The following is a 22,004-nucleotide window of genomic DNA, read 5'->3' on the forward strand; positions in this document are numbered from 1 at the left end:
GAAAGGCGCGAGCTTAGTCCAGTCACACGACTCTCTTAACTGGCTGCTCCGCAAGAGGGGCCTTGATGAGACTGCGCCAGAGGCCGAATAGTTTGGGGCGACCATGGGATAATCGGAGGGCAGGCTCCATTTGGATCTGTATTCCTCCGGCGCTCCAAACTTCGGTCTCAGAGCAATGAAACCCCGGAATCTCCATTGAACCGGAGCAAAGATGGGTCTCGGGTCATAACTCATAATGGACGTTAAGATGGCGCTTCAGCGATTTGAACTTCTTTCCGTCCTCGAGACAGATGATACCAAGAGTCATGGGGTTTGACCGAGATGAGCCCATTCTCGCATTCCGATCGATGTGATTGTTTCGGGAGCGATGAGTAGTTTGTGCCAGGCACCGGATGCGGCGTCGATAATGGCGTCGTAGCTGTCGAAGACGCGGTTTGAGAGCCAGTTCTGCCGCATGTACTGCCAGACATTCTCGACCGGGTTCAATTCGGGCGCACGCGAGGGCAGGAAGATCGGCGTGATGTTGGGCAGCATGTTGAGGTTGGTGGTGGTGTGCCATCCGGCGCGATCCATGATGAGCACGGCATGCGCGCCCTTTGTGGCCCCACGACATGCCGCCTTTGAGCAGGCCGCGGATTTCCTGTTTTAGGTCCCCGCAATTTTCGCCCTGGTGGGGGCGTCGAACGGGACCAGCTTGTCCCACGTTCGGCTTATGACGACACGCTTCTTGCCCTTGTCCGATCGACCATGCCGGCCGACTTTCATGCCTTCGTAAAAGCGTGCGGCATGACGGTGTAGCGTCCGCAGGGAATAGCTGACCGCCCTACCCTCCACCCTCCACCGACCTAATGTGCCTGATATCTATGACGACGAGATCGCCAATCTCGGCGAATGGCTCGATCTGACGTCGCTCATCCTCTCCGACATTGTGGAAGACCCTACGCCGTCCGAGCGTGGGCGGCGCGGTCTCTACACAACGACATCCTGAAATGCGTGGCCGAACTCGAGCGCCCCCGCCTCACTGTGTTGTCGGGCGTCATGGAAGCACCGCAACCGGGGCTGCCCGATTGGAAGGTGGCCATTGTCTCGGTGACGCCACGTCTGACCGATCCCGGCGCGCCCAAGCGCCGCCACGTCATGGTCGACCGCCGCTGCGTGGCACTGCCGCCGAATGCGCTCGCTGACAGCTAGGCAATGAGCGCGGCGCGCTCAGCGATGAATTGGGCAATCTGAGCCGGTGCGAAACGGCGCGCATCGACATAGCCATCGGTGCGGAACACTCCATCGACGGCGCCGTGGTCCACGCGCACGAACATGACGCGCTGATCTTCGCGCGCCATGATGATTTCGCGGATGGCACGGAATTCGACGCCGCACCAATCCTTGCGCTGATAGTCCTCGCCGAGGAAGACGACGATCAGCTTGGACCGATTTCGGTAGATGTCCTGCAGGAGGGTGTCCAACGAGAGTCGCGCAAGCTGGGACACGTAGTTGTTGTCGTAGAAGTAGGCATTGGGGCCGATGCGTGCTTCAAGCTCGCGGGCGACCTGCTCGACCAGTCCGCGCGCCTCACCAGGGAAAGAGAGGCCGACATCGAAAGTGTGCCCCGTGATGTCAACGGCCCTCCCGGCCTGCTGGGTCCATGACGGCAGCACGATGCCGCGTGCGGCGTGGAGTTCCTTGGGCAGGTTGACATTCTTGACCGCCCAATGCGTGAGGTTCATTTCCCAGTTGCCGATATCGAGCTCGAAGCTGAGGGCATCGAAATCGGCCGCCACCAGGAACGGATCTACAGGGATTATCTCGTATACGATCCGCACCTGACCGCGGCGTACGGTGACCTCGCGGATGATGCCGAATTTGGGGTCGAGCTTGCAGCCGGCTTCGTAAGCGAAGATGGAAAGCAGACGAGTCAGTTCCTTCAGCGCTGCCTCGTCCAGGGCGCCGAACTGTTGGGCTATCTGCTAGTCGGTGTATCCATGGTGGCGAACGCAGCGGCTGGCGTCGAGCACGCAGGGATCGCCTTTCCACTGGTCTTCCCATCCGGATACGAAGAGATTGTACATCGGCGTGCTTTCAAGGTGAGGCGTCAGAGCAGAAGCCCGACATCGTGGAGGAAGGCGGCGAGCATGGGCTCGACTGCAGCGGCCCGGCGCACATCGGTAAGGCCGATGCGGCGCGCCAGCAGGATCTTGGTCATGGGTTTGTCGTACTGAGGCCAGGCACCATGCAGGGCGACTCCCGATGCTTGCGTGGTCGGCGGCCGATGCTGGGCGAAGCCGTTGAGGTGACGCAGCAGCAGCGCCTCGTGGCAGGGGTCCTGCCAGTTGAGACGGATGTCCAGCTGGTTGGCAAGCTGCTCGGCGTGTTGCCAACGCTGGTTATCGTTCTGCACCTGATCGATGTCGAGGAGCACTGCCCGACGCGCGAATTCCGAGCGACGCCGGCGTCTCCGCTCGATCTCTTGTGCGGCGCGGCGCAAGCGGGAGGTGGGGTCACCCGCGCCCGGGCTGAGGTTCACGACTTCGAGGTGAACCGGACGGCCGGCGGCTTGCAGCAGATCGTTGAGCAACTGCCCATAGGCCTGTTCGGATTCCCCCTCGCAGCCCAGAAAGATCGGCGTTTTCGGTCTTATGGTGGGACGGCGCATCCTCATCCAACCTGGGGGACTGCGCCGTACACGCCGCCGAGATACTTCTTGTAGAGATTGTCGGTGCGGCGAACGGCGCCAACGTCCATCAGGCTAAGCTCGCGACCGCGGGCGGTTCATCGCATTCCAACCCAAGGCGACCGCGACGGGCTCGGTGAGTTCCTTCTTGCAAACAACCGGATCGTCCTTAGCAGCCGGCGGAGCCCGCCAATTTTCAGCACAAGGCGATAGCGGGCGACTAGGCTGACTCGACATTCAACGCATCCAGATCATAGCAGCGGCGAGGTGAATGAAGGCGAGGAAGTGAATGGCGCGTCAGTCGTAGCGGGTGGCGAAGCGTCGGAAGTGCTTGAGCTTGTTGAAGCAGCGCTCGATGCGGTTTCGACATCGGTAGATGAGCGGATCATGCGGGATCGGTTCTGATCTGGAGCGGGTGGAGGGGATGACCACCTTGGCGCCGGTTTCGGCGATGAGGCTGCGCAAGGCATTGGAATCATAGGCTCGGTCGGCAAGGACGGCCTCAGCCGTGTAGCCTTGCAGCAGTATCGGCGCGGCCAGGATGTCATGGCTCTGGCCGGCGGCGAGCAGGAACCTCAGTGGGCGGCCGAAGCTGTGGGCGAGCATGTGGATCTTGGTGGTCAATCCACCTCGGGAACGCCCCAGAGCCTGATTTTGGTCCCCCCTTTCCGGTCGCTGCCTGCTGGTGTGCGCGGACCAAGGTGCTATAGAGCATCAGATATTGGTTGTCCCGGTCCTTGCTGAGATCGTCAAAGATACGCTCCCACACCTTCGCCCTGCACCAGCGCGAGAAGCGCTTGTGCAGCGTCTTCCACTTGCCGTAGCGCTCCGGCAGATCATGCCAATGGGCGCCCGACCGAAGCACCCAAAGCACGCCATTGACGAAAAGCCGGTTGTCCAAGCCCGTCCGTCCAGGATCACCCGCCTTGCCCGGCAGTAGCGCGGCGATCCGACGCCACTGGGCTTCGCTCAGTTCATACCGCTTCGCTGCCATCCATCAGGTCCCCGCCAAATCGCGGATACCTATGGATCACGCTTCCCTCCCGACGGGAATCCTGAATGTCGATTGGTCCTAGCATTACAGTTGCATATTTATCTATGGTCTGAATCTATGGGTCTCCATGATTCGGAGGTCATGGATGACAGGTGCATCAATCGAAACTACGCTTGAGCTTTGGGCATCATCGCTGCGTGACGTGAAAGCGCGTATGCGCGGACTGTTTACGCAGGAGCGAGTTGCAGCATCTGCGAACCTTTTCCTGGACGGCTTGCTGGGTGACGAGCGGCGTAAGACAGGTTGGATGCGCGCTGAGGCGGCCGGTGATCCCGGCCCGTGGCGGCAACAAGCCATTCTGGGTCGCGGGCGTTGGGACGCGGACGCACTTCGCGACATCGTGCGAGAGTATGTTGTAGAAAACCTCGCCACAGATGATGCGGTCCTGGTCATCGATGAGACGGGCTTCCTCAAGCAGGGCAAGACATCGTGCGGTGTTGCGCGTCAATATACAGGTTCTGCAGGCAAGATAACGAACTGCCAGATCGGTGTGTTCGCCGCCTATGTGTCCGCTCGCGGTCATGCCTTTGTCGATCGGGCCCTGTACTTGCCCAAAAGCTGGACCGGAGATCCGGTAAGGCTTGCAGCAACCCATGTTCCTGAGGCTATAGCCTTCGCTACCAAGCCAGGCTTGGCTGTCGATATGATACGGCGTGCGCTGGCAGCCGATGTGCCGTTTTCATGGGTGGCCGCAGATGCGGTGTATGGCGTCGGGGACGTCGAAGGAACCCTGCGGCGAGCCTGCAAAGGCTACGTTCTTGGGGTCAAGTCGGACCACCATTTCGGCTCTTGGTCGGGGAAGCCTCCGGTCGCCGGCACAGCTCAGGAGATCGCCCGTGATCTCGATCCAAGTGCATGGCAGCGTCTTTCCGCCGGTGAGGGCACCAAAGGCGCGCGGCTTCATGACTGGGCCTACTGCGAACTCGCCGATCTCGATGCCGACGAATATAACGAGACGAAATCGGGGCTTTGGACCCGTGGCCTCCTGATCCGGCGCAATATCAGCGACGGCGATCTCGCATTCTTCACCACATGGTGCCCGGCCGGGACGGGCATCCAGACGCTCGTTTCCGTGGAAGGCCATCGCTGGGCGATCGAAGACAGCTTCGAGACCGCCAAGAACGAGCTCGGACTCGATCACAACGAAACCCGGTCATGGCATGGCTGGCATCGCCACGCCTCCCTCGTCATGCTCGCCTTCGCCATGATGGCGGTGATCCGATACCGCGCCAATGACGCGACGCCCCAAAAAAGACCGCGGATGCCGACCATCAGGATTTGATCCGCTGGTCTATCCAGGAAGTCCGGCGCATCGCCATCAGACTCGCCCAGCGTCGCATAAACCCCGCCTACGTCATCGCATGGTCATGCTGGAGGCGCGCCCATCAGGCGGCCGCTCGACGAGCTCACCTAAAATCTAGAATGCAACTGTAATGCTAGTCCTCAGGAGCTCACGTTGCGCCCCCAGAAATCAGCGCTGAAATTGTTCAGCCGGTCATCGTCACCGAGCCTAACCTCAAACTGACCTGGAATGCCCGCTCCGTCACGGCCCGCCCGGAAATAGTCGCGCACTGACCAATGAGCCAACCGCTCAAAGTGCTCCCATTCGTAAAGCAGGTCACTCTCACGGTTCTCCGCAAGCTTCCTGGCGCTCGGCTTTCGCTTAGGCTTCGGCTGAGCGAGCGCATGATAGTCCAAACGGGGCCGGACCTTGTGCTTGAAGACAATGGACCCAGAAGTCCATTCATCCCCGGTCGCCCGGCGCCACCGGTAGCTAACGCGAACCTGCATGTTCTGGGTCAGACCAAATGGAGGCATCGTCGGATCGTAGACAAAAAATAGCTGGCTCTCGCGTTCCTCGACCTCCATGCGTTGCCTTATCTGGGCGAACGCAAAAGTCAGATCACTGCCGGCCTTGTGAGCAGAATATAGCGTCTCTTCGCGCTTTTTGGCCGACTTCGCGATCCTATACGCCGCAAGCGCTCGATCGAAGTACCGAACTTTGGTGGCCACGTACTCTCCGCAGTCGTAGAGTGGTGGGCTGCTGAGTTCTCCGAGGTGCTCTGAACTGATGGCCTGATCAACCAAGTCATGAAGCTCGCCGCTGTTAATCGCGCCGATGGCCTGCTTCTCGCGGTGACTCAGGTTTATCAGCCCCATCTCGCTCTCCGTCCGCATAGATCACACCGTCACGTTCAACGCATTTGAGGTATCTGACAACACCTGTTGTACGAGAAGCGCACCCGGAAACATGACTACAGGTCAGATGCACCTTATGCCTCTATCGTCCTTGACCCGATGAGGTTGAGAGCCCGTCGACCGGCTGCTGCGCTTCATCGCCACGCACGCGCAGGTACCCCGCCTCCGCGCACCGATACCGAAAAGTGACGCCTTGTTTGCCTCCTCCCTTGCTACCGCGTTGCCCGGCGAACGGCCCGGCGGATGACTTCGCTCGAATCTGGATCGGGGTGCTCGCCACCGCCTTTCCATTCATCAGAAACCAGCCATTCTTCAAAGTAGAATAGCCATGTCGCAATCCATGGAATGAAGGTCTGGTCCAAGCGCATCGACCCCACCCACTCATGTGCTTTGGGCAGGTGCAGGCAGAGTCGGAGTGGATCGCGGTAGACGTGCGGCAATTTCCTCTCGCCAGCACGAAGCTGAATGTCCGGTTCCAGCACCACAGCCTTCGCTGATCCGCCTCGCTCATAGCTCAGACGGACGCGATATTCCCGACATAATGGCGTGGGACGAACATGATATTCCCAGGTCAGTCCTTTTGCATTCAACGCACCGTCACCCGCACAAATCGGGTTCGCTCGCAGGAACAGGAACTGCTGTGCGGGCGTTAGATCAGGACGGGTTGACCAGCTCATTCATCACCGAAGTACGTGTTCTTCGGCACAGCGGTCGCCGCATCGCTGTTGGTCAACGTAAGACCAACCATAGGCGCAACAAAAAGCTTCTGCGCCGCGCGCGCGCTCGAGATCTGTTCCGTGCGGGCGTCCATGACGCGCGACACGACGGTCTTGCCGTAGGCATCGCCGAGTTTCTTGGAGATGCGGTCGAGGCCTTCGAGTTCAGAGAGGTTCTCGAAGTCGGCGAGCGCCTTGGCGTTCCAAGCATAAAAAGCCGTGGCCCGCGCAGGCTCCTTGTTCCAGCGCTCGGCGAAATTCTCACCGATGGTCGTTTCGTTGGCGACAACATACATCCGCTGTCCATTAACAAACGGCCGATCGATGAAGTGAGGCATCATCCGGATCGTAGCGATGACGACATCAAGTTCGGAGTCAAAGGTGAACGTGTTCACGCAATACTCGTAGGCTTGCGCTGCCAGCGTCGTAATGACTATGGAGATCGGCGCGATGTCGGCCTCGATGTCGAAGAAATAAATATCGCGGTGGCGCTTCAGCAACTGAACGGTGCGGCGCAAAATGTCCTTGACCCTCCTGTGAATGGGGAAGGGCTCGATATTTGCCTGTCGGTCAGATGCGATGGCCTTTTGAACCTTGAGGCGGGGCCGCATCAAGGAGCGCTTCTCGAACAGTGCCCGATATCCCTTTGGGTTGGTGGGCTTGAATTCGCTCAGGCTCTTATCCGGCACCAACTCACCGCCATTGTTGCAGCTAGGGTTCACAATTGTCGGTGACACATCGAGGTGGAATTCGCGTGCGTAGTTCAGACGCCAGCACCGCTTTTTCTCCTCAAGCATAGCCGCGTAGCGTGGATTTTCGCGAAGCCGGTCGCCAACGATCTTCTTCAGCTCAGCGGGCGGCCGCACACACGCAAATCGGAAAACGAGGCAGATGACATCCACATCAAAATCTTCGCGGCCGAGCGGCTTTACCGAGGTGCCCAACCCGGCTGATCCATGCGGATAAACATCGATGTGTTGCAAAGTAGGATTGTCCGACGAGGACAACCAATCTGCGACCGCCTCATAACTCGCCTTGGCGGCCTCCATTTGCGCGGTGGTCAGTTCGAGATCCTGACAGATCTCGTCCAATATCGAATAGACCTCGGATTTGCGCAGCAAAACATTCTGAGGCACGAGGCTTCTGGCAAGCTCGTTCATTTCATCACCTCGCTTAGTTGGTAGCATGGCACAAACGGCTCTGCCGGTTCCGTCAGAAAAACAGGTTCGATGCGCGCGCGGTCGCGGCGAGCCGCTGCCGCTCCCATCCCTTTCAATTGAGTAATTTTGCGGGTGTCATCGAGCTTAAAGAACTTCTTCGGCACATCCGGGCAGAATCGAAACAGCGCCTCGCGCTCACATTCGTGACCCGTGAGCAACTTGGCCATCCCCATGGCGCTGCGCGATTGACCGTCCATAAACAAACGGATGACATCGGAACCAAGGACACCCCAGCCGGGCGCCTCTCCGATCATGTAAACTTCATTCACGCAGCCAAGGCTGAGCACCCGCAGGCTGGTCGAAGGCCAACCCAGCAAGGTGATGGCCTCAACAACTGCCATTGCGATTGGGTTGTTGCACCACGTGCCGCCGTCAAGCAGACCGACATCGTCTGCTGTACGATGCCGCTTGAAATACGTGGGCGCGGCCGCCGTGGCCATCGCCGCATCGAGGGCAGACTTTTTATAGTCCGTTTTCAATCGGCGATGATGCGCCGTCTTGTAGATATAGACACTGCGCAAGTCGGCATCCCATGCCGGGACCAAGAGCCGCGTCTTGGCATCGCCGATGCGCTTGCCCTGAAGCACACCCTCTAGTTCGGCGCGTAGCAATTCCGCATCATGCTTTGGCGCGGCGACGTGCCGAATCTCTCCCAAGAGGTCACCAACACGCGTAAAGAAAGACCCGCCGCCCTGGCCGAAAATGTACGGGCCACGCTGAACGTAGAGATCGAGGAGCCGCTTCGCCGGCAGTCCCAACGCAAGCCCGATGGCCAGGATGCCGCCGGTTGACGTCCCCGCGATCAGGTCGAAATACTCGCCTATCGGTCGGCCGATGTCTTCCTCCAACGTAGCGAGGAACGACGCTGGCTGAGTCCCCATGATGCCACCGCCATCAATGCACAATATCCGGCGAATTGGTTCCTTGGTTTTCTCATCCAGCGTCGGCATTGTCATCCCTTCGGCGGATACGGGTCATTCCCGTACGAATTGCGATCGCGAATTTCACCATTGGGGCGGTGGACCACGACCTCACTTTTCTGATTGATTGCGATCTCACGCGCTGCGCGTTCGGCGTCCGCCTGGGTGCTGTGCGTGGATGTTACCCTCTGGTTTCCGGCTCCCCGGACAGCTCATGCATTGTCATGGGGGACGATGTGCTGATTTTTACCAGCCATGCTACTCTCCTTCTTTCCTTGACCGGATTCGCAAATGGTAATACGATTCTGTACGCTCGGTCATAGGTTGAGCCCAAAAAAAGTCCCTTTAGGGGCTGACGATCTAGGTAAGGAAGTCTATACGATCTGTCATGATAGAGTCAAGCATCCCATCCACCTTCGCCGCCCGCCTGCGTGACATCCGTGAGAAAAGAGAACTGAGCCAATCCGAGCTTGCCCGTGAGGCCGGGATGCAGCCTTCGGCAATAGCCCACTTCGAGGCGGGCAGGCGCAAGCCATCTTTCGATAATGTCCGCGCACTCGCAAAGGCCCTGAAGGTCACCGCCGACTATCTACTCGGCACCAAGACGACCACAACCGCCTTCCGTGACGAAGACAAATTGTCCGCAAAGGACCGCAATTTTATTCAGAACATCATCGACACGATGATCGGCGAGAAGAAGTAGGATCCGCCCTTGGCAGGCTTCCGGCTAAAGATGGCAACACAGCTCGGCGAAAAAATCGCCGCCGAGTTCGGCTTCCATCAGTTTCCGGTCGATGCGTTCGACATCGCACGGCAAAAAGAAATTTCGGTGCAGGCCAAGCCTGCCGACGTGAAAGGCGTATCGGGCGCGATTATTTTTGCGAACGACAAGGTGACCATCATTTACTCGAATGAGTATGAGAACGCCGGTTTCGAACATTTCTCCCTCGGCCATGAACTGGGCCACTATTTTTTACCAGGTCACCCGGAAGAGATCATAGCGATGGGCGGGGCGCATATGTCCCGTGCTGACTTCACGCAGAATACGTCAATCGAGCTTGAAGCCGATCATTTCGCGAGCGGCTTGCTTATGCCGACGGCGCTGACACGGAAATTTCTATCGAATAATCAGGTCGGCCTAGACAGCATTCTGAAGCTGGCGGATGAAGCCGGATGCTCATGCACCGCTGCCGCAATCCGAGCCGCCGAATGCAGCGCTTATCCGCTCGCATTGGTTCGATTGCCCGAGGCGATTGACCCTTGATGAAGAAGTCATCGGGCTTGGAAAATATGGCTACACTCTAACGCTGCTCAGCAGCGAACGCTTGCCGGATGATCCCGCCGAAGAGGAGGACGAGGATGCTGCCCTCGAAGAGAGCTGGACCCCTCGGTTCGCTTACAAGCGATGATCGAACGAGCTATCGTTTGGCGCGGGTCGCGCAAGCCCAGCGCTTTGTATGTGTAATGACTACGAGCAGCACATGATCTGGGCCGAGTCTGCCGGATTCCCACGGCATATCGCGCGATTCATCTATTGATCAGGTATAGGCAAACGCAGCGCGGCTATTCGCCCGCCTCTTCTCCGATACCCTATTGTCCGGCGGAAAAGTCGGGCATGATGTCACCTGTCAGCAGCTTGTCCTTCGACAGCAATCCGGCATCCTCGAGCGCCTCGAAATCCGGCAGGTCGCGCAGCGTATCAAGGCCGAACTCCAACAGGAATTCTTTTGTCGTCACGTAGGTGTAGGGCGCGCCTGCCGTCGGGCTACGTGGACCGGAAGCGATGAGGCCGGCACCGCGCAGATGACCAATAAAATCGCGACTGATCTCCTTGCCGAAGAAAGACGACAACTCGGCGCGGGTGATCGGTTGGAAGTAGCCGATGCACATCAGCACCAAAACCTCCAACTGCGTAAGGCCGGCCGTCTTCCCACTTCCACCGACAGCGGCGCGGATGGCATCGGCATAGGCCGGCCGGGTCAGGTGCTTCCAGCCGCCGGCGACAGCAACTAAATCATAGGGACGACCGTGCAGCTCCTCGCGAATGTCGTCGATCAAAAGATCGATGCTGCAGTTTTTGCCGACGACCCGCGCAAGCACCTCACGTGTCACCGGTTCGCTGGCTGCAAAAATGGTTGCCTCGACGCGATGCATCCATTCGCGCCAGCGCGCCTCCGGCGGCAAGTGATCCAGCTTGCGATCAAACAGGCGATCGCCTGATCGATGGTCATCGGATCGACCTTTCCCCCTTCTCGCGCGCACTGCCTCCGCCATGGTGTCACAGCCCGTAGATGCGAAAAGTCGGCCGGCCGGAAAGCTCACGCACCGCGCCGAGTTCAACCAGCCGGTCGAACAGCCGGCGCAGGCCGCGATCGCTCATGCTTGAGATCTTTTCCGAGGCAACGATCGCATCGTCTGACAGGAGCTTGTCCACAACAGCGTCCGCCCCTTGGCCCTGAGTTTCGGCGCAACGGCAAGCAGACGGTCCGCGCGGCGCTCGAGCTCAGCGGAAAGATCAATGGCGCGCAGCGCGGCGCGCGCCTGCGCGGCGAGCAGACTTTTGGCACGCTCAGGATCTGACTCAATGCCTGTCGTGGCAGAACTGGCTGCCGCCCGCCGCGGTCGGGCGCTTGTGCCCAAGGCCGCCTCGCGCCTAGCAACGGCATCGCGTGTACCCAACCCATCCGTTGCGCCAGCAGCGCGTCGGCGAGCCATGCCCCGACGGCGCGCGCAAAGCCGTGGCGTTCGGCGGCCATGAATGTGCCGGTCAGCGTTGCGACCATGCCAGCGCCGGCTGCGAGTTGCCGGAGATCCTCCGCCAGATCGCTCGCCGTCTCGTCGTCGCTGGCGTAACCGAACTCTTCCAACACCGCAGCGAGATTTTTTCCTTCAGGAGATCTTCCGCTGGACGCACCGCCAGCCGGCGCCAGGCGAGTAACAAAAGACCGGCGGGACCGACGGACAAAAAATCGCCCGGCCGTGTGAGCAGCACGGGATCGCGCAGCGCATTTTCATCCTCGACGCGGCCGGCCTGTTTCGCCGTTGTCGCGGCCGCCGCAAGCGCCAGGCGCTGCCGCCAGGCGCCGGCCCATCGCTCCTGCTGGCGCACCACCCCATCTTGTTCCGGCCCCTATTAAACGCAGCGCGACACCGCCCCTTCTGCGCGCCGCCTACCCCAGAGAAGTTACCGGTCTCCGGTAAACTTGGTCGCAGATACGAAAACGCTCGGGGTCGGCTCGGGGTCAGCTGGCGTTGTCTTGCGACCGCGACTCTGAAAGTACTGTATTACTTAAGATTGCGAGCCCGCAGACGTCCTCAGGCTAGCTCAATCGCCACAGCGATGCCCTGTCCAACGCCGATGCACATCGTTGCCAGCGCATAGCGGCCACCGCGTTCGCGCAGCTCCAACGCCGCGGTGCCGGAGATGCGCGCGCCCGACATGCCCAGGGGATGGCCGAGCGCGATGGCGCCGCCATTCGGATTGACGTGCTCGGCATCCTCGGCAATGCCAAGCTGGCGCAGCACGGCGATGCCTTGCGAGGCAAAGGCTTCGTTGAGCTCGATGACATCGAACTGTTTTGGCATCAGGCCAAGCCGCGCGCACAGCTTTTGCGTCGCCGGCGCCGGACCGATGCCCATGATGCGTGGTGCAACGCCAGCGGCGGCACCGCCGAGGATGCGGGCGATCGGCGTCAGCCCGTATTTCTTCACTGCCGCAACGATCAGCGCCGCCGCGCCGTCATTGACACCGGAGGCATTGCCGGCGGTCACCGTGCCGCCCTGCCGGAACGGCGTCGGAAGCTTGGCCAGCGCCTCGACCGTGGTGCCCGCCCGGGGATGTTCATCTTTGCAGACAACAATAGGATCGCCCTTGCGCTGCGGGATCGTCACCTCTGTGATTTCCTTGGCCAGCCGTCCATTGGCCTGTGCCGCGACCGCCCTGTCCTGGCTGCGCACGGCAAAGGCGTCCTGATCAGCGCGAGACACCGAAAAATCCTCGGCGACGTTCTCGCCGGTCTCCGGCATCGAATCGACGCCATACTGCTTCTTCATCAGCGGATTGACAAAGCGCCAGCCAATGGTGGTGTCGTAGATCTCGGCATTGCGTGAAAACGCCGTGTCGGCCTTGGGCATGACGAAAGGCGCGCGGCTCATCGATTCGACGCCGCCGGCAATCATCAACTCCGCCTCGCCGGCCTTGATGGCGCGTCCGGCGATGGTCAGCGCATCCATGCCGGAACCGCACAGGCGATTGACCGTCGAGCCCGGGATTTCCTTGGGCAGGCCGGCCAGCAGCAGCGCCATGCGCGCCACGTTGCGGTTGTCCTCGCCGGCCTGGTTGGCGCAGCCATAGACGACATCATCGACCGCCTGCCAGTCGATGCCGGCATTGCGCTCGACCAGTGCCTTCAGCGGCACAGCGCCGAGATCGTCGGCGCGGACCGACGAGAGCGAGCCGCCAAAGCGGCCGATCGGCGTGCGGATGTAATCGCAGATATACGCCTCGGACATGTCAGGCAGCCCTCTCTGCTTTATCCAGCAGAAGCGCCGTCACAGGTCCAACCTTAAAGCCATGTTCGTGGCTTTCGGCGAGGGTCGTAAATGCGGCGTCCAACGATTCGCGATCCTGATTTCGCGCCCAGAAGAGAACTCCCCCTTCATGCTTGGGGAACCCGTAACCATTGGTCAGCACCAGGTCGATATCTGACGGCGAATGAGTTACGCCTTCGGAAATAATCCATGCAGCCTCGCTTGCCATGGAGGCCATTGCGCGATTGACGATATCTGAAGCTGGGATCGAGCGACGAACGCGCCCCGCATCGCTAGACGCCTTCATGATGAGGTCGGTGACGATGGGGTCAACTTCGCCGCGTCCTCCTGCCGCCGGGTACAGATAGTAACCGGCTCCTGTCTTGCGGCCGAACCTGCCAGCTTCGCACAAAAGGTCGGGGATTACGACATAGCGATCTGTCTGTTTGCGGAGTGACGCTGTCGCCTGGCGCATGCGCCAGCTGATGTCGAGGCCCGACAAATCAGCTACGGCGAACGGACCCATGGCAAACCCGAATGCCTCCAGCGCAGAGTCAATCTCGTGCGGTAGTGCACCCTCCTCCAGCATGAATTCGCACTGGCGGCGGTAAGCCCCAAAGAGGCGGTTGCCGATAAATCCGAACGAGTCCTTGGAGAGTATAGGCAGCTTTCCCATTGTGAGTGCGAGGTCAAAGGCCGCGCCTGTCACATGCGGTGACGTACCCTCATGTCGAACGACCTCAATAAGGCGCATCACATCAGCCGGGCTGAAAAAATGCATTCCCGCCACGTCCTCGGAGCGGCCGGAAAACGCTGCGATCTCGGAGACCGACAGGTACGACGTATTCGTCAGAAGGACCGCGCCTGGTCGCGCTGCGCTCCCAAGGGCCTCAAATACCTGCTGCTTTGCGCGGATATCCTCAAAGACGGCTTCGATGACGGCATCAGCCTCGCCAACACGCCGAGCATCTGTGGTGACTGTAAGCCGGGGTAAAAAAAGGCCCAATTGTGCGGGATCAAGTCGACCGCGCTCGACGCGTCGCTGAAGTCCTTTCTGTACGCGTTCAAGTGCGCGGGCCGCGGCATCAGAAGTTGATTCCACGATGATGACGGATTTTCCAGCACCAAGCAGCGCAGCTGCAATCCCCGCCCCCATGGTGCCCCCGCCGATCACAGCAACCACATCAATCGGGTTGGCTCTGGACGCGGCGGCTTCAGCAGCTTTCAAAGCCTTGCGCTCTGCAAAGAACAGATGGCGGAGGGCTGAAGCCTCTCGGCCCATTCTCAGCTTTTGAAACGCCGCCCGTTCGTTCGCTAGGCCTTCCTTGAACGGCAAGCGTCCGCATTGTTCGACGGCGTTGATCGCCGCCACGATATGCGGCCGATGGCGGCCGGAACTAAGCGCTTGAGCCTTCGTGTCTGCGAATGAGGAAGGTTCGCATTCCGGAATCGGCTTGTCGGATACCTTGTGTTTGGCGGACTGAAGACCGGCCAGGAAAGCAAGGGCTTCAGATTCCAGATCTCGCTCGGCCACCGCGTCGATCATGCCTAACTTGACGGCTTCGATTGCAGGTACGCGGGTGCCCGCGCAAATGAGCTCCACTGCCTTTTCCCGCCCAACTAGTCGCGGGAGGCGCTGTGTACCCCCGGCCCCCGGAATAAGGCCGAGGGTGGTCTCCGGAAGGCCGACCACAGCGTCGGGACTGGCAACGCGGCCATCACAAGCTAGTACAAGCTCATACCCTCCGCCCAAGGCCGCGCCGGCAATTGCAGCCACGAACGGCTTGGTACTCTCCTCGATGGCAGCGATGACCGATGGAAGTTGCGGGTCCTTCAGCGGCGCTCCAAATTCGCGGATGTCGGAGCCGGCCATGAACATCGTGGCAGCGCCGATCAACAGGCCACCCGTCAATTCCTCATCAGAGTCCACAGAAAGGACTGCTTTCAGGAGCCCGTGACGAACCTCAAGTGAACCTGCATTGATTGGCGGGTTGTCGATAATGATGATGCCGATATCCCCCCGCCGCTCGAGCCTCACCGCTTGCCGTGTTGCTGATCCTGACATCCACTAACCCTTGCTGACGGCCTTGGCTGGTTGAAACAATGCTCGAGTAAAGCTGCGGCCTGCCCCAAGGCGCTTTTGGATCACCAGCGCCGGGAGGATGGGCCAAAGCTTCGTGCGTCAAACCACGCTGGCGTTGATGGACGCCAACGCAGCGGAAGCTTCCGCGATGATCCGATCGACGAGTTCGGCGCAGCTGGGTACGTCATTGATCAAGCCGACAGCTTGTCCGCAAGACCATATCGCATCATCGAGTTTGCCCTCAAAGTAGACTGAGGGATTCCGGCTGCCGGTGATCAGGGGCAAGAGCTCCTCTAAGCCGGCGCCCGCGGTTTCCATTTGCACGACCCTGCTTGCGAGTGCGTTCTTGGCTACACGCATCGGCGAGCCGATTGATTTCTGTACGATTAAAGTATCCTCGGCTTTCGCAGCCACCATCCAGTCCTTGACGGCCTGGTGGGCGCCCGCCTCCTGCGTCGCCAGGAACCGCGTCCCCATGACGATTCCGTCGGCGCCAAGACTTAAGGCAGCCAGCAACCCTTCGCCGTCGCCGAATCCTCCGCCGGCAATAAGGGGGATGTTGATCCGCGAAGCGGCCTGCCGCACCATGATCAGAGTGCTCACGTCGGTCATTCCAGGATGGCCGCCCGTTTCGTTTCCTACCACGGCGACGGCGTCGCACCCGATGCTTTGAGCCTTGAGAGCGTACTGGGCGGCAGGCACCTTGTGTATGATCTTCAGGCCCGCCTTCTTAATCCGTTCAATGTAGGTCTCTGGATTTTGGCCGGAAGTCTCAAGAACAGGTACGCCTTCATTGATACAAACCTCCAGAAAATCGGCCGGGGCGTACTGTCGTGCCGTGGGAAAGAGGTTGATGTTCACGCCAAAAGGCTTGTCGGTAAGCCTGCGTAACATCTCGATTTCTGCCGAGAAGGTCTCGAGATCAGAGAAAGTTGCGGATGTAATGATGCCTAGCCCACCTGCATTGGAGACAGCTGCGGCCAGTGGGGCGCGCCCGATCCGGAACATGCCCCCGCAGATGATGGGGTGCTGGATACCAAGAAGTCTGGTCAGTTTGGTCTGGAACATGTCCCTGCCTCTTGGACGTTTCGGGAAGTCGCCAACCGCGCAATTCCGCGCCGCTGATGCTAAACTGCCCACTTTTGTTGAGCTGCCTCGTGCCAAACCGTTTCACGGTGGTGCCAGGGCGAACCGAGAAGCAGCTGCCGAGCACGGGCTCGCCGAAAGTAAAGCTGCACATCCGTTTCCAGCGTGTATCCCATACCTGCCCAAATCTGCTGCGCCGTGAAAGTGCATTTGCGGCTGCTCTCCCCGGCCTGGATCGAGGCCATGGCCACATAAACCGGAGTGGGCGAGATCGCTGCGTTGCCCACCAGCAGACGTGCGGCGAAGTTCTCCATATACGCCTCCGCAAGTCGCTGTTGGACGGCTTGGAACGAGCCTATGGCCACTCCGAACGCCTCTCGTTCCTTGGCATAGGCAACGGCTAGGTCGAGTGCCCCTCGGGAAAGACCAACGACCTGAGCTGCCAGGACCGTGCGCAGAACGTTCAGCGCGGCTTCCAAATCTGCCCATCGGCAATCACCATTGCCAATGATGATGGTCTCGCCGTCGGCCACCGACACCCAATCCAGCGTGCGATAGCCATTGTTGGCGATATCCGGATTCGCCGCTCCGCCCCATCCGGCAGTGGGCTTTTGCACCAGCGCCAACGCAACACCCACATCCGCCTGTACGGGGATAAGGACCGCATCGGCACGCTCAAGGTGCTCGGCGACCCATGGCTTACCGCTTTCATTATCTGCCAACGGTGTAATGGCGCAGTCTTCTGCGCTTGCTGGCAGCCCATTCGCCGGCATGGCAATCGCTATAAGCTTCTGGCCGGTGGTGACAGCTTCGATCAATTCGTAGAGGGATCCGTCGTTAAACTCTGCCAGAAGGGGTATGACAAAGGCTGCAGTTTCCGCGAAGGGCATCGGAAACGCCGCAGTGGCCAGCTCCTCTGCAATCATTGCGACAACGGGTAGCCCCTGGGCGCCGAACGCATCGGGAGTCAGCAGGCTAATCCAACCCAAGTCGGCGACCGCCTTCCAGAGTCCGTTTGCGGCATTCCAGTCACCACGTTCCGCTCGGCGGACGACTTTTGTGGTCAGCTCTTTCGCGACAAAGGCCTGAGCGACCTCCTGGATCATTTCAAAATCAGCCTGATCGACAACGCTTTCACTGGCTTCGAGTGCACCCACGCCTTGATTCATGTCACCGAACTCCGTTTGCTGATGTCTCTGCGGCCTGGCGGGCGGCGAGTTCATCAAGAATTTCCTTGGTATGCTGCCCCAATGCGGGGGGCGGCCGATGGGATTTGGGGCGACCGTCACTGGTTATGCCCAAGCCCATGGTTCGAACTCGGCCGAACTCAGGCATGACGAAATCGACGAAGTAGCCCCCGGCCTCGACCTGCTGGTCAAACATCAAGTCGTCTGACATCTGCACAGGCGCGCAAGGGACGGCACAAGCCTCGAACGCGGTGACCCATTCTGTGGTGCTGCGTTTGGTAAACTCGTGCTCAGCATAGGCGGTAAGAGCCCGCCGACTGGCGTCCTCTTCGTCCGTCTGCGGCAGTGCATCTGGATTTTCGAACCAAGGATCCTCCAAACCGACGATGGACATGAAATGCCGTCGCTGAGGGACATTCAGGCAACCTATCGTGACATATCCGTCACTTGTTTCGTAGGTGCGGTAGTAGAGTTCACGCGCGACAAGATCATGCATGTGCTTGGCAGATGCTCGCATACGATCCCTGACCGTCCCTTGCGACTTCTGGGGGTTTTGCCCATCCACGGCTTCAATCGACACCAATTTTTGCCGCTGCAGGCTAAGGGCTGCTTCAATTAGCGTGCTCTCGATCTTCTGTCCGACGCCGGTGCGCTGTCGCTGGATAAGCGCGGACAGCACTCCAATCGCCAGCGTCTGACCGGCGGTGAAGTCAATCAACGCGATACCCGCGTATCGCCGCGGGGCTTTCCCATCCGGATTGGGATTTGACGCGATCAAGCCGGAGACCGCCTGGATCACCAGATCATAGCCAGCATGGAGAGCCCGGGGCCCTTTCTGTCCGTAGGCCGAATTCGAAGCATAGATCAGACGGGGGTTGAGGTCGCGGACCGCCTCGTATCCGATACCCAAGCGTTCAGCGACGCCCGGCCTATAGTTGTGGACCATCACGTCGGCCGATGCGATCAGGGCTTTCGCGGTGCTGAGGGCCTTGTCCGTCTTCAGGTCGAGCACGATGGATCGTTTGTTACGATTGAGCGCAACAAAGCTTTTGCTGAACCCCGGCGAGAACGGGTCTTGGCCTCTCCATTGCTCGCCGGCCGGTGGCTCAACCTTGATAATGTCGGCGCCCATATCACCCAGCAGTTGGGTGCAGAATGGACCAGCAATATAGCCTGAAAAATCGACGACACGTATACCGTCCAGAGGACCTGACGAGGTCATTTCGGCAACCCCAGGCCACGAGTGGCAATGATCCCGCGCTGGATTTCGCTCGACCCCCCAGCCAAGGTAAGCGCCGGAGAGGCGCGGAAAACGGCTGGGAAGAGGCCGTCAAAGATTGCAAGGTCGGAACCGTATTCGAACTGGGCCAGCGGACCGACAATGTCGACCGTTGCGTCCGCCAAGGCCTGGGTCAACAAGCCGACATAGAGTTTTCCAAAGGAGAACTCGGCGCTGACCCCCTTCCCCGCGTCTAGGTTGCGTGCGATCATATACCCGAAACTGCGCGCAACCTGGAGCTTCGTCCGGAGCTCACCGATCTTGTCTTGGACCATGCTGACGTCGGCGAGACGGCCCCTGCCGCAGTCGCTTCCCTCGCGCTTAACATATTCGACGAGTCGATCGAGGGAGAGCCGGGCGGCCCCGACCCTGTCCATACAGGATCGTTCCAGATCAAGGCTGCGCATCGCCTGATGGAAGCCGCGGTTTTCCTCGCCCAGAAGGTTTTCGGCGGGAACGTGCACATCGCTCAGAAAGACTTCGTTCAGGACACCACCGCCCAGTGTTGGGAAACTGTTGACGGTGACACCTGGCATGTTCATGTCGAGTACGAAGAGGCTGATCCCGCGATGCTTGACGACTTTTGGATCGGTCCGCGCGGCGAGGTACATGTGCGTCGCGACCTCGGCCGAGGAAGTCCAGATTTTGTGGCCGTTGACGACGTACTTGTCGCCCGAGCGAACGGCCGCGGTCCGCAGGGATCCAAAATCCGACCCGGCCGTAGGCTCCGAGAACCCCTGGCAAAACATCGCGTCGCCAGCCGTGATCATAGGAAGATATTTGCTCTTCTGCTCGTCGGTCCCGAACAGCATCAGCGAGTTGCCGAAGACCTTGACGGAAAGGAGGTAGGCGGAAAGGGGAGCGCGCGCATAGCCGAGCGCCTCGTCAATGATGGCGGTCTCCAGATGGCTCGCGCTTCGCCCGCCGTACTGTTCGGGCCAGTGGCGGCCGATCCAGCCCGCTTGGCCGAGCGCCTTGAAGAAGGCTGCGGAATCGCCGTCACTCATCGTGCCTTGGCGCTCCAGCCCGCGCACGGTTAGAGGGATCGTCTTCTCGCAAAACTCGAGGACGCGACCACGCAATTCGGCAGCTTCGTCTTCTGTAGGAATGATACGCATTCGCCGGTTAAGCTCCTCTCGACGAGACTTCGTCAGCAGGCGGATTAGCCTGATGCCAACCCATACGCGGCGAACCTGACTCTCGAAATTGAAAAAAAAACAACGCCTTTGAATGCTTCTGAATCGGCAGTCCGTCCTCAGGTGGCGAGGCCGGAAAAGCGCGTCCCGAATGAATAATAATTATGACTTCAATGGGTTGCGGCACCAATGCGCTTCCGCATCAGACGCCTGATCAAGCATGATTGGGCACGATGGTTTCGACAGCAAACGAGCTCGACCACGTCCCTGAATCGCGTTGGAGCGATAGTCTGAGCAGTCGCCTGTCACTGCGGGTTACCTGACGGGGCGGGCGAGCGCTGCATATTTAGGGTGCAGATATCCCTGGACCCCTTCAATGCCGTTTTCGCTGCCGAAACCGCTATCCTTGATGCCCCCGAACGGAGCCTCCGGATAAGCCAGCCCGAAGCTGTTGACTTGGACTATGCCGGCTTGCAGGCCGTTGATCAGCAGCTCTGCTGCTTCGCTGGAGTCAGTGAACGCGTAAGCCGCCAGCCCGAAGGGAAGGCCGTTTGCGATTGTCAGGGCCTCGTCGAGGTCGTCGAAGGTGCAGATTGCAGCAACCGGGCCGAACGGCTCTTCCTGCATGATGCGCGCCGAAGGAGGCACGTCACACAGGATGGTCGGCGGATAGTGAAATCCAACCTGTGGCCGCTTGTGCCCCCCATGGGCAAGCTTTGCTCCGGCCTTCACCGCTTCATCAACAAGTTCATCTATCGCCGCCACCCGCCGCGCATTGATCAACGGGCCGATCGCCTGCAGTTTTGTGGCTTCCACGAATGCGGTTGTGAACTCCTCGGCTATGGAATGATGCACGATAAAGCGACTGGCGGAGACACAGACTTGACCAGCATTCCGGAACTTGTGTGCTGCAGAGAGCTGCGCGGTAAGGACCGGATCGGCATCGGGACACACGATAACGGGCGCGTGCCCTCCCAGCTCCAAGGTGGCCTTCTTGAGCGCTTGTCCCGCTCTGGCACCTATCAGGCGCCCAATGGCAACGGAGCCGGTGAAAGACACTTTGCGAATCCCAGGAGAGGCGATTAGGTAGCTCGAGATTTCGTCAGGGTTGCCAAACACCATGTTTATCGTCCCGGCCGGCAATCCTGCATCATGCAACGCCCTGATCAACGCCGCAGCACCCGCCGGCGTTTCTTCGGCCGGTTTCACGATGACCGAGCATCCAGCGGCCAAGGCCGGGGCGATTTTCGCGACAGGTTGGTAGATCGGGAAATTCCAGGGAGTCAAAGCAAGTACGGGTCCGACGGGTGTCGGCAGAACCATAAGCCGTTCGCCAGATTGACGGCACGGGATCACTCTGCCGTATATGCGCTCCGCCTCGCCGGCATTCCACCGCAAAACCTCTGCAGAATAGAGAACCTCTCCTACCGCTTCGTGGAAAGGCTTGCCTTGTTCGGCAGAGATTTGGCTGCCAATTAACTTTGCTCTGGAGTCGAGGATATCTGCTGCCCGCCTCAAAACCACAGCTCTATCGTGCGCAGAAGTAGCGGACCAAATGTGAAAGCCGCTTATCGACGCCGTCACTGCGTCATCAAGATCTGAAATTGTCGCCTTAGCGCAGTACCCAATCACCTCTCCGGTTGAAGGGCCAATGACCTCAATCCTCGCTGTTCCAGAACGCCAACTCCCGCCAATGAAAAGTAGCGTGTCCGGATAGTCCTCTGCGATCTCAACCGGCGCCATGATCTTCTCCCCTTGGCCTGGATTCCTGTCGGAAGGGTTGATCCGCCTTACTTTGGACCGCTTCAATTGAATAGAATTTCAGTCCTGTTTGAGATATTTCCCGCCGTGGGGCGTTGCATCGGTGAGAGTTGCGCGCCAATGCGTCGCGACGTTGACTATGCTCGCTCTGAAGTGACGGAGGGT

Annotated in this window: 20 protein-coding genes and 5 pseudogenes; 6 read left to right on the top strand and 19 right to left on the bottom strand. The window is 59.7% G+C overall.

Translation table 11 applies throughout. From position 1 onward, the window contains the following. Positions 1-81: 81 nt before the first annotated feature. Positions 82-295, bottom strand: a pseudogene (locus tag ACFSQT_RS18110) (MucR family transcriptional regulator); the annotation flags it as partial. Between the two features lie 8 nt (positions 296-303). Beyond that, positions 304-609, bottom strand: a pseudogene (locus ACFSQT_RS18115) (transposase); the annotation flags it as partial. A 241-nt stretch (positions 610-850) separates the two neighbouring features. Between ACFSQT_RS18115 and ACFSQT_RS18120 the strand changes: the two are divergent. Beyond that, complete coding sequence (locus tag ACFSQT_RS18120) at positions 851-988, top strand: hypothetical protein (RefSeq protein WP_379020828.1); 138 nt, start codon at positions 851-853, stop codon at positions 986-988. A 50-nt stretch (positions 989-1,038) separates the two neighbouring features. Then, a complete protein-coding gene (locus tag ACFSQT_RS18125) occupies positions 1,039-1,191 on the top strand; it encodes a hypothetical protein (protein WP_379020829.1) in 153 nt (50 codons plus the stop codon). Here the strand turns inward: ACFSQT_RS18125 and ACFSQT_RS18130 are convergent. The 3 genes and pseudogenes from ACFSQT_RS18130 to ACFSQT_RS18140 form a co-directional block, all read right to left on the bottom strand. Continuing rightward, positions 1,188-2,066 (bottom strand): annotated as a pseudogene (locus tag ACFSQT_RS18130) (toll/interleukin-1 receptor domain-containing protein). The gene ACFSQT_RS18125 and the pseudogene ACFSQT_RS18130 overlap by 4 nt on opposite strands. Positions 2,067-2,089: 23 nt before the next feature. Then, the gene (locus ACFSQT_RS18135) at positions 2,090-2,650 is read right to left on the bottom strand and encodes an RloB domain-containing protein (protein WP_379020831.1); all 561 of its coding nucleotides are present in this window, start codon (positions 2,648-2,650) and stop codon (positions 2,090-2,092) included. Positions 2,651-2,965: 315 nt separating this feature from the next. Further along, a protein-coding gene (locus ACFSQT_RS18140; protein WP_379020833.1) for an IS5 family transposase occupies positions 2,966-3,662 on the bottom strand; the annotation gives its coding sequence in 2 pieces (ribosomal slippage) (positions 2,966-3,326 and positions 3,325-3,662; 699 coding nt in all). Positions 3,663-3,789: 127 nt separating this feature from the next. Here ACFSQT_RS18140 and ACFSQT_RS18145 point away from each other — a divergent pair. Beyond that, positions 3,790-5,004 carry an IS701 family transposase gene (locus ACFSQT_RS18145; RefSeq protein WP_379019609.1) on the top strand — a complete coding sequence of 405 codons (1,215 nt, stop codon included), beginning with the start codon at positions 3,790-3,792 and terminating at the stop codon, positions 5,002-5,004. Positions 5,005-5,165: 161 nt separating this feature from the next. On the opposite strand, the gene ACFSQT_RS18150 is transcribed toward ACFSQT_RS18145, so the two are convergent. The 5 genes and pseudogenes from ACFSQT_RS18150 to ACFSQT_RS18170 all read right to left on the bottom strand — a co-directional run bounded on the left by ACFSQT_RS18150 (position 5,166) and on the right by ACFSQT_RS18170 (position 9,034). Further along, on the bottom strand, positions 5,166-5,882 hold the full coding sequence (locus tag ACFSQT_RS18150) for a hypothetical protein (protein ID WP_379020835.1): 717 nt from the start codon (positions 5,880-5,882) through the stop codon (positions 5,166-5,168). A gap of 251 nt (positions 5,883-6,133) precedes the next feature. Further along, positions 6,134-6,598: a type II CBASS E2 protein gene (locus tag ACFSQT_RS18155; protein WP_379020837.1), complete on the bottom strand. Its 465-nt coding sequence runs from the start codon at positions 6,596-6,598 to the stop codon at positions 6,134-6,136. Then, complete coding sequence (locus tag ACFSQT_RS18160; RefSeq protein WP_379020839.1) at positions 6,595-7,797, bottom strand: nucleotidyltransferase domain-containing protein; 1,203 nt, start codon at positions 7,795-7,797, stop codon at positions 6,595-6,597. The genes ACFSQT_RS18155 and ACFSQT_RS18160 overlap by 4 nt, the downstream gene beginning before the upstream one ends. Continuing rightward, positions 7,794-8,807 carry a CBASS cGAMP-activated phospholipase gene (locus tag ACFSQT_RS18165; RefSeq protein WP_379020841.1) on the bottom strand — a complete coding sequence of 338 codons (1,014 nt, stop codon included), beginning with the start codon at positions 8,805-8,807 and terminating at the stop codon, positions 7,794-7,796. The genes ACFSQT_RS18160 and ACFSQT_RS18165 overlap by 4 nt, the downstream gene beginning before the upstream one ends. 2 nt (positions 8,808-8,809) lie before the next feature. Beyond that, a pseudogene (locus tag ACFSQT_RS18170) lies at positions 8,810-9,034 on the bottom strand (DUF2188 domain-containing protein). Positions 9,035-9,165: 131 nt separating this feature from the next. Here ACFSQT_RS18170 and ACFSQT_RS18175 point away from each other — a divergent pair. Genes ACFSQT_RS18175 through ACFSQT_RS18185 form a run of 3 tightly spaced genes read left to right on the top strand, consistent with a single transcriptional unit; the run spans position 9,166 to position 10,186 of the window. Beyond that, complete coding sequence (locus ACFSQT_RS18175) at positions 9,166-9,480, top strand: helix-turn-helix domain-containing protein (RefSeq protein ID WP_379020843.1); 315 nt, start codon at positions 9,166-9,168, stop codon at positions 9,478-9,480. 9 nt (positions 9,481-9,489) lie between these two features. Next, entirely contained in the window at positions 9,490-10,041 is a 552-nt protein-coding gene (locus ACFSQT_RS18180; RefSeq protein ID WP_379020845.1) for an ImmA/IrrE family metallo-endopeptidase, read from the top strand. Continuing rightward, complete coding sequence (locus ACFSQT_RS18185; RefSeq protein WP_379020847.1) at positions 10,031-10,186, top strand: hypothetical protein; 156 nt, start codon at positions 10,031-10,033, stop codon at positions 10,184-10,186. Before ACFSQT_RS18180 ends, ACFSQT_RS18185 begins: the two co-directional genes overlap by 11 nt. 181 nt (positions 10,187-10,367) lie before the next feature. Here ACFSQT_RS18185 and scpB read toward each other — a convergent pair whose 3' ends face one another. From scpB to ACFSQT_RS18230, 9 genes and pseudogenes are all read right to left on the bottom strand, one after another. Continuing rightward, entirely contained in the window at positions 10,368-11,051 is a 684-nt protein-coding gene (gene scpB, locus ACFSQT_RS18190) for an SMC-Scp complex subunit ScpB (RefSeq protein WP_379020953.1), read from the bottom strand. Between the two features lie 4 nt (positions 11,052-11,055). Further along, a pseudogene (locus ACFSQT_RS18195) lies at positions 11,056-11,895 on the bottom strand (DUF1403 family protein); the annotation flags it as partial. A 197-nt stretch (positions 11,896-12,092) separates the two neighbouring features. Further along, positions 12,093-13,289 carry a 3-oxoadipyl-CoA thiolase gene (pcaF, locus tag ACFSQT_RS18200; protein WP_379020849.1) on the bottom strand — a complete coding sequence of 399 codons (1,197 nt, stop codon included), beginning with the start codon at positions 13,287-13,289 and terminating at the stop codon, positions 12,093-12,095. 1 nt (position 13,290) lies between these two features. Then, complete coding sequence (locus tag ACFSQT_RS18205; protein WP_379020851.1) at positions 13,291-15,372, bottom strand: 3-hydroxyacyl-CoA dehydrogenase NAD-binding domain-containing protein; 2,082 nt, start codon at positions 15,370-15,372, stop codon at positions 13,291-13,293. A 117-nt stretch (positions 15,373-15,489) separates the two neighbouring features. Continuing rightward, positions 15,490-16,458: an NAD(P)H-dependent flavin oxidoreductase gene (locus tag ACFSQT_RS18210; protein ID WP_379020853.1), complete on the bottom strand. Its 969-nt coding sequence runs from the start codon at positions 16,456-16,458 to the stop codon at positions 15,490-15,492. A gap of 59 nt (positions 16,459-16,517) precedes the next feature. Continuing rightward, entirely contained in the window at positions 16,518-17,645 is a 1,128-nt protein-coding gene (locus tag ACFSQT_RS18215; protein ID WP_379020855.1) for an acyl-CoA dehydrogenase family protein, read from the bottom strand. Between the two features lies 1 nt (position 17,646). Continuing rightward, positions 17,647-18,885 carry a CaiB/BaiF CoA transferase family protein gene (locus tag ACFSQT_RS18220; protein WP_379020857.1) on the bottom strand — a complete coding sequence of 413 codons (1,239 nt, stop codon included), beginning with the start codon at positions 18,883-18,885 and terminating at the stop codon, positions 17,647-17,649. After that, the gene (locus ACFSQT_RS18225; protein WP_379020859.1) at positions 18,882-20,060 is read right to left on the bottom strand and encodes an acyl-CoA dehydrogenase family protein; all 1,179 of its coding nucleotides are present in this window, start codon (positions 20,058-20,060) and stop codon (positions 18,882-18,884) included. Before ACFSQT_RS18225 ends, ACFSQT_RS18220 begins: the two co-directional genes overlap by 4 nt. 333 nt (positions 20,061-20,393) lie before the next feature. Continuing rightward, positions 20,394-21,821 (bottom strand): NAD-dependent succinate-semialdehyde dehydrogenase, encoded by a 1,428-nt coding sequence (locus ACFSQT_RS18230; RefSeq protein ID WP_379020861.1) that lies wholly within the window; start codon positions 21,819-21,821, stop codon positions 20,394-20,396. Positions 21,822-22,004 lie beyond the last annotated feature (183 nt).

It is taken from the genome of Mesorhizobium calcicola (assembly GCF_042682105.1).
In the GTDB taxonomy this organism is placed as follows: Bacteria; Pseudomonadota; Alphaproteobacteria; order Rhizobiales; family Rhizobiaceae; genus Mesorhizobium; species Mesorhizobium calcicola.

Coding starts and splice junctions, on each gene's coding strand:
- ACFSQT_RS18125 (WP_379020829.1), top strand. CDS start 1,039: ATGGAAGCACCGCAACCGGGGCTGCCCGATTGGAAGGTGGCCATTGTC.
- ACFSQT_RS18175 (WP_379020843.1), top strand. CDS start 9,166: ATGATAGAGTCAAGCATCCCATCCACCTTCGCCGCCCGCCTGCGTGAC.
- ACFSQT_RS18155 (WP_379020837.1), bottom strand. CDS start 6,598: ATGAGCTGGTCAACCCGTCCTGATCTAACGCCCGCACAGCAGTTCCTG.
- ACFSQT_RS18230 (WP_379020861.1), bottom strand. CDS start 21,821: ATGGCGCCGGTTGAGATCGCAGAGGACTATCCGGACACGCTACTTTTC.
- ACFSQT_RS18145 (WP_379019609.1), top strand. CDS start 3,790: ATGATTCGGAGGTCATGGATGACAGGTGCATCAATCGAAACTACGCTT.
- ACFSQT_RS18210 (WP_379020853.1), bottom strand. CDS start 16,458: ATGTTCCAGACCAAACTGACCAGACTTCTTGGTATCCAGCACCCCATC.
- pcaF (WP_379020849.1), bottom strand. CDS start 13,289: ATGTCCGAGGCGTATATCTGCGATTACATCCGCACGCCGATCGGCCGC.
- scpB (WP_379020953.1), bottom strand. CDS start 11,051: ATGGCGGAGGCAGTGCGCGCGAGAAGGGGGAAAGGTCGATCCGATGAC.
- ACFSQT_RS18160 (WP_379020839.1), bottom strand. CDS start 7,797: ATGAACGAGCTTGCCAGAAGCCTCGTGCCTCAGAATGTTTTGCTGCGC.
- ACFSQT_RS18150 (WP_379020835.1), bottom strand. CDS start 5,882: ATGGGGCTGATAAACCTGAGTCACCGCGAGAAGCAGGCCATCGGCGCG.
- ACFSQT_RS18225 (WP_379020859.1), bottom strand. CDS start 20,060: ATGCGTATCATTCCTACAGAAGACGAAGCTGCCGAATTGCGTGGTCGC.
- ACFSQT_RS18135 (WP_379020831.1), bottom strand. CDS start 2,650: ATGCGCCGTCCCACCATAAGACCGAAAACGCCGATCTTTCTGGGCTGC.
- ACFSQT_RS18165 (WP_379020841.1), bottom strand. CDS start 8,807: ATGCCGACGCTGGATGAGAAAACCAAGGAACCAATTCGCCGGATATTG.
- ACFSQT_RS18205 (WP_379020851.1), bottom strand. CDS start 15,372: ATGTCAGGATCAGCAACACGGCAAGCGGTGAGGCTCGAGCGGCGGGGG.
- ACFSQT_RS18215 (WP_379020855.1), bottom strand. CDS start 17,645: ATGAATCAAGGCGTGGGTGCACTCGAAGCCAGTGAAAGCGTTGTCGAT.
- ACFSQT_RS18220 (WP_379020857.1), bottom strand. CDS start 18,885: ATGACCTCGTCAGGTCCTCTGGACGGTATACGTGTCGTCGATTTTTCA.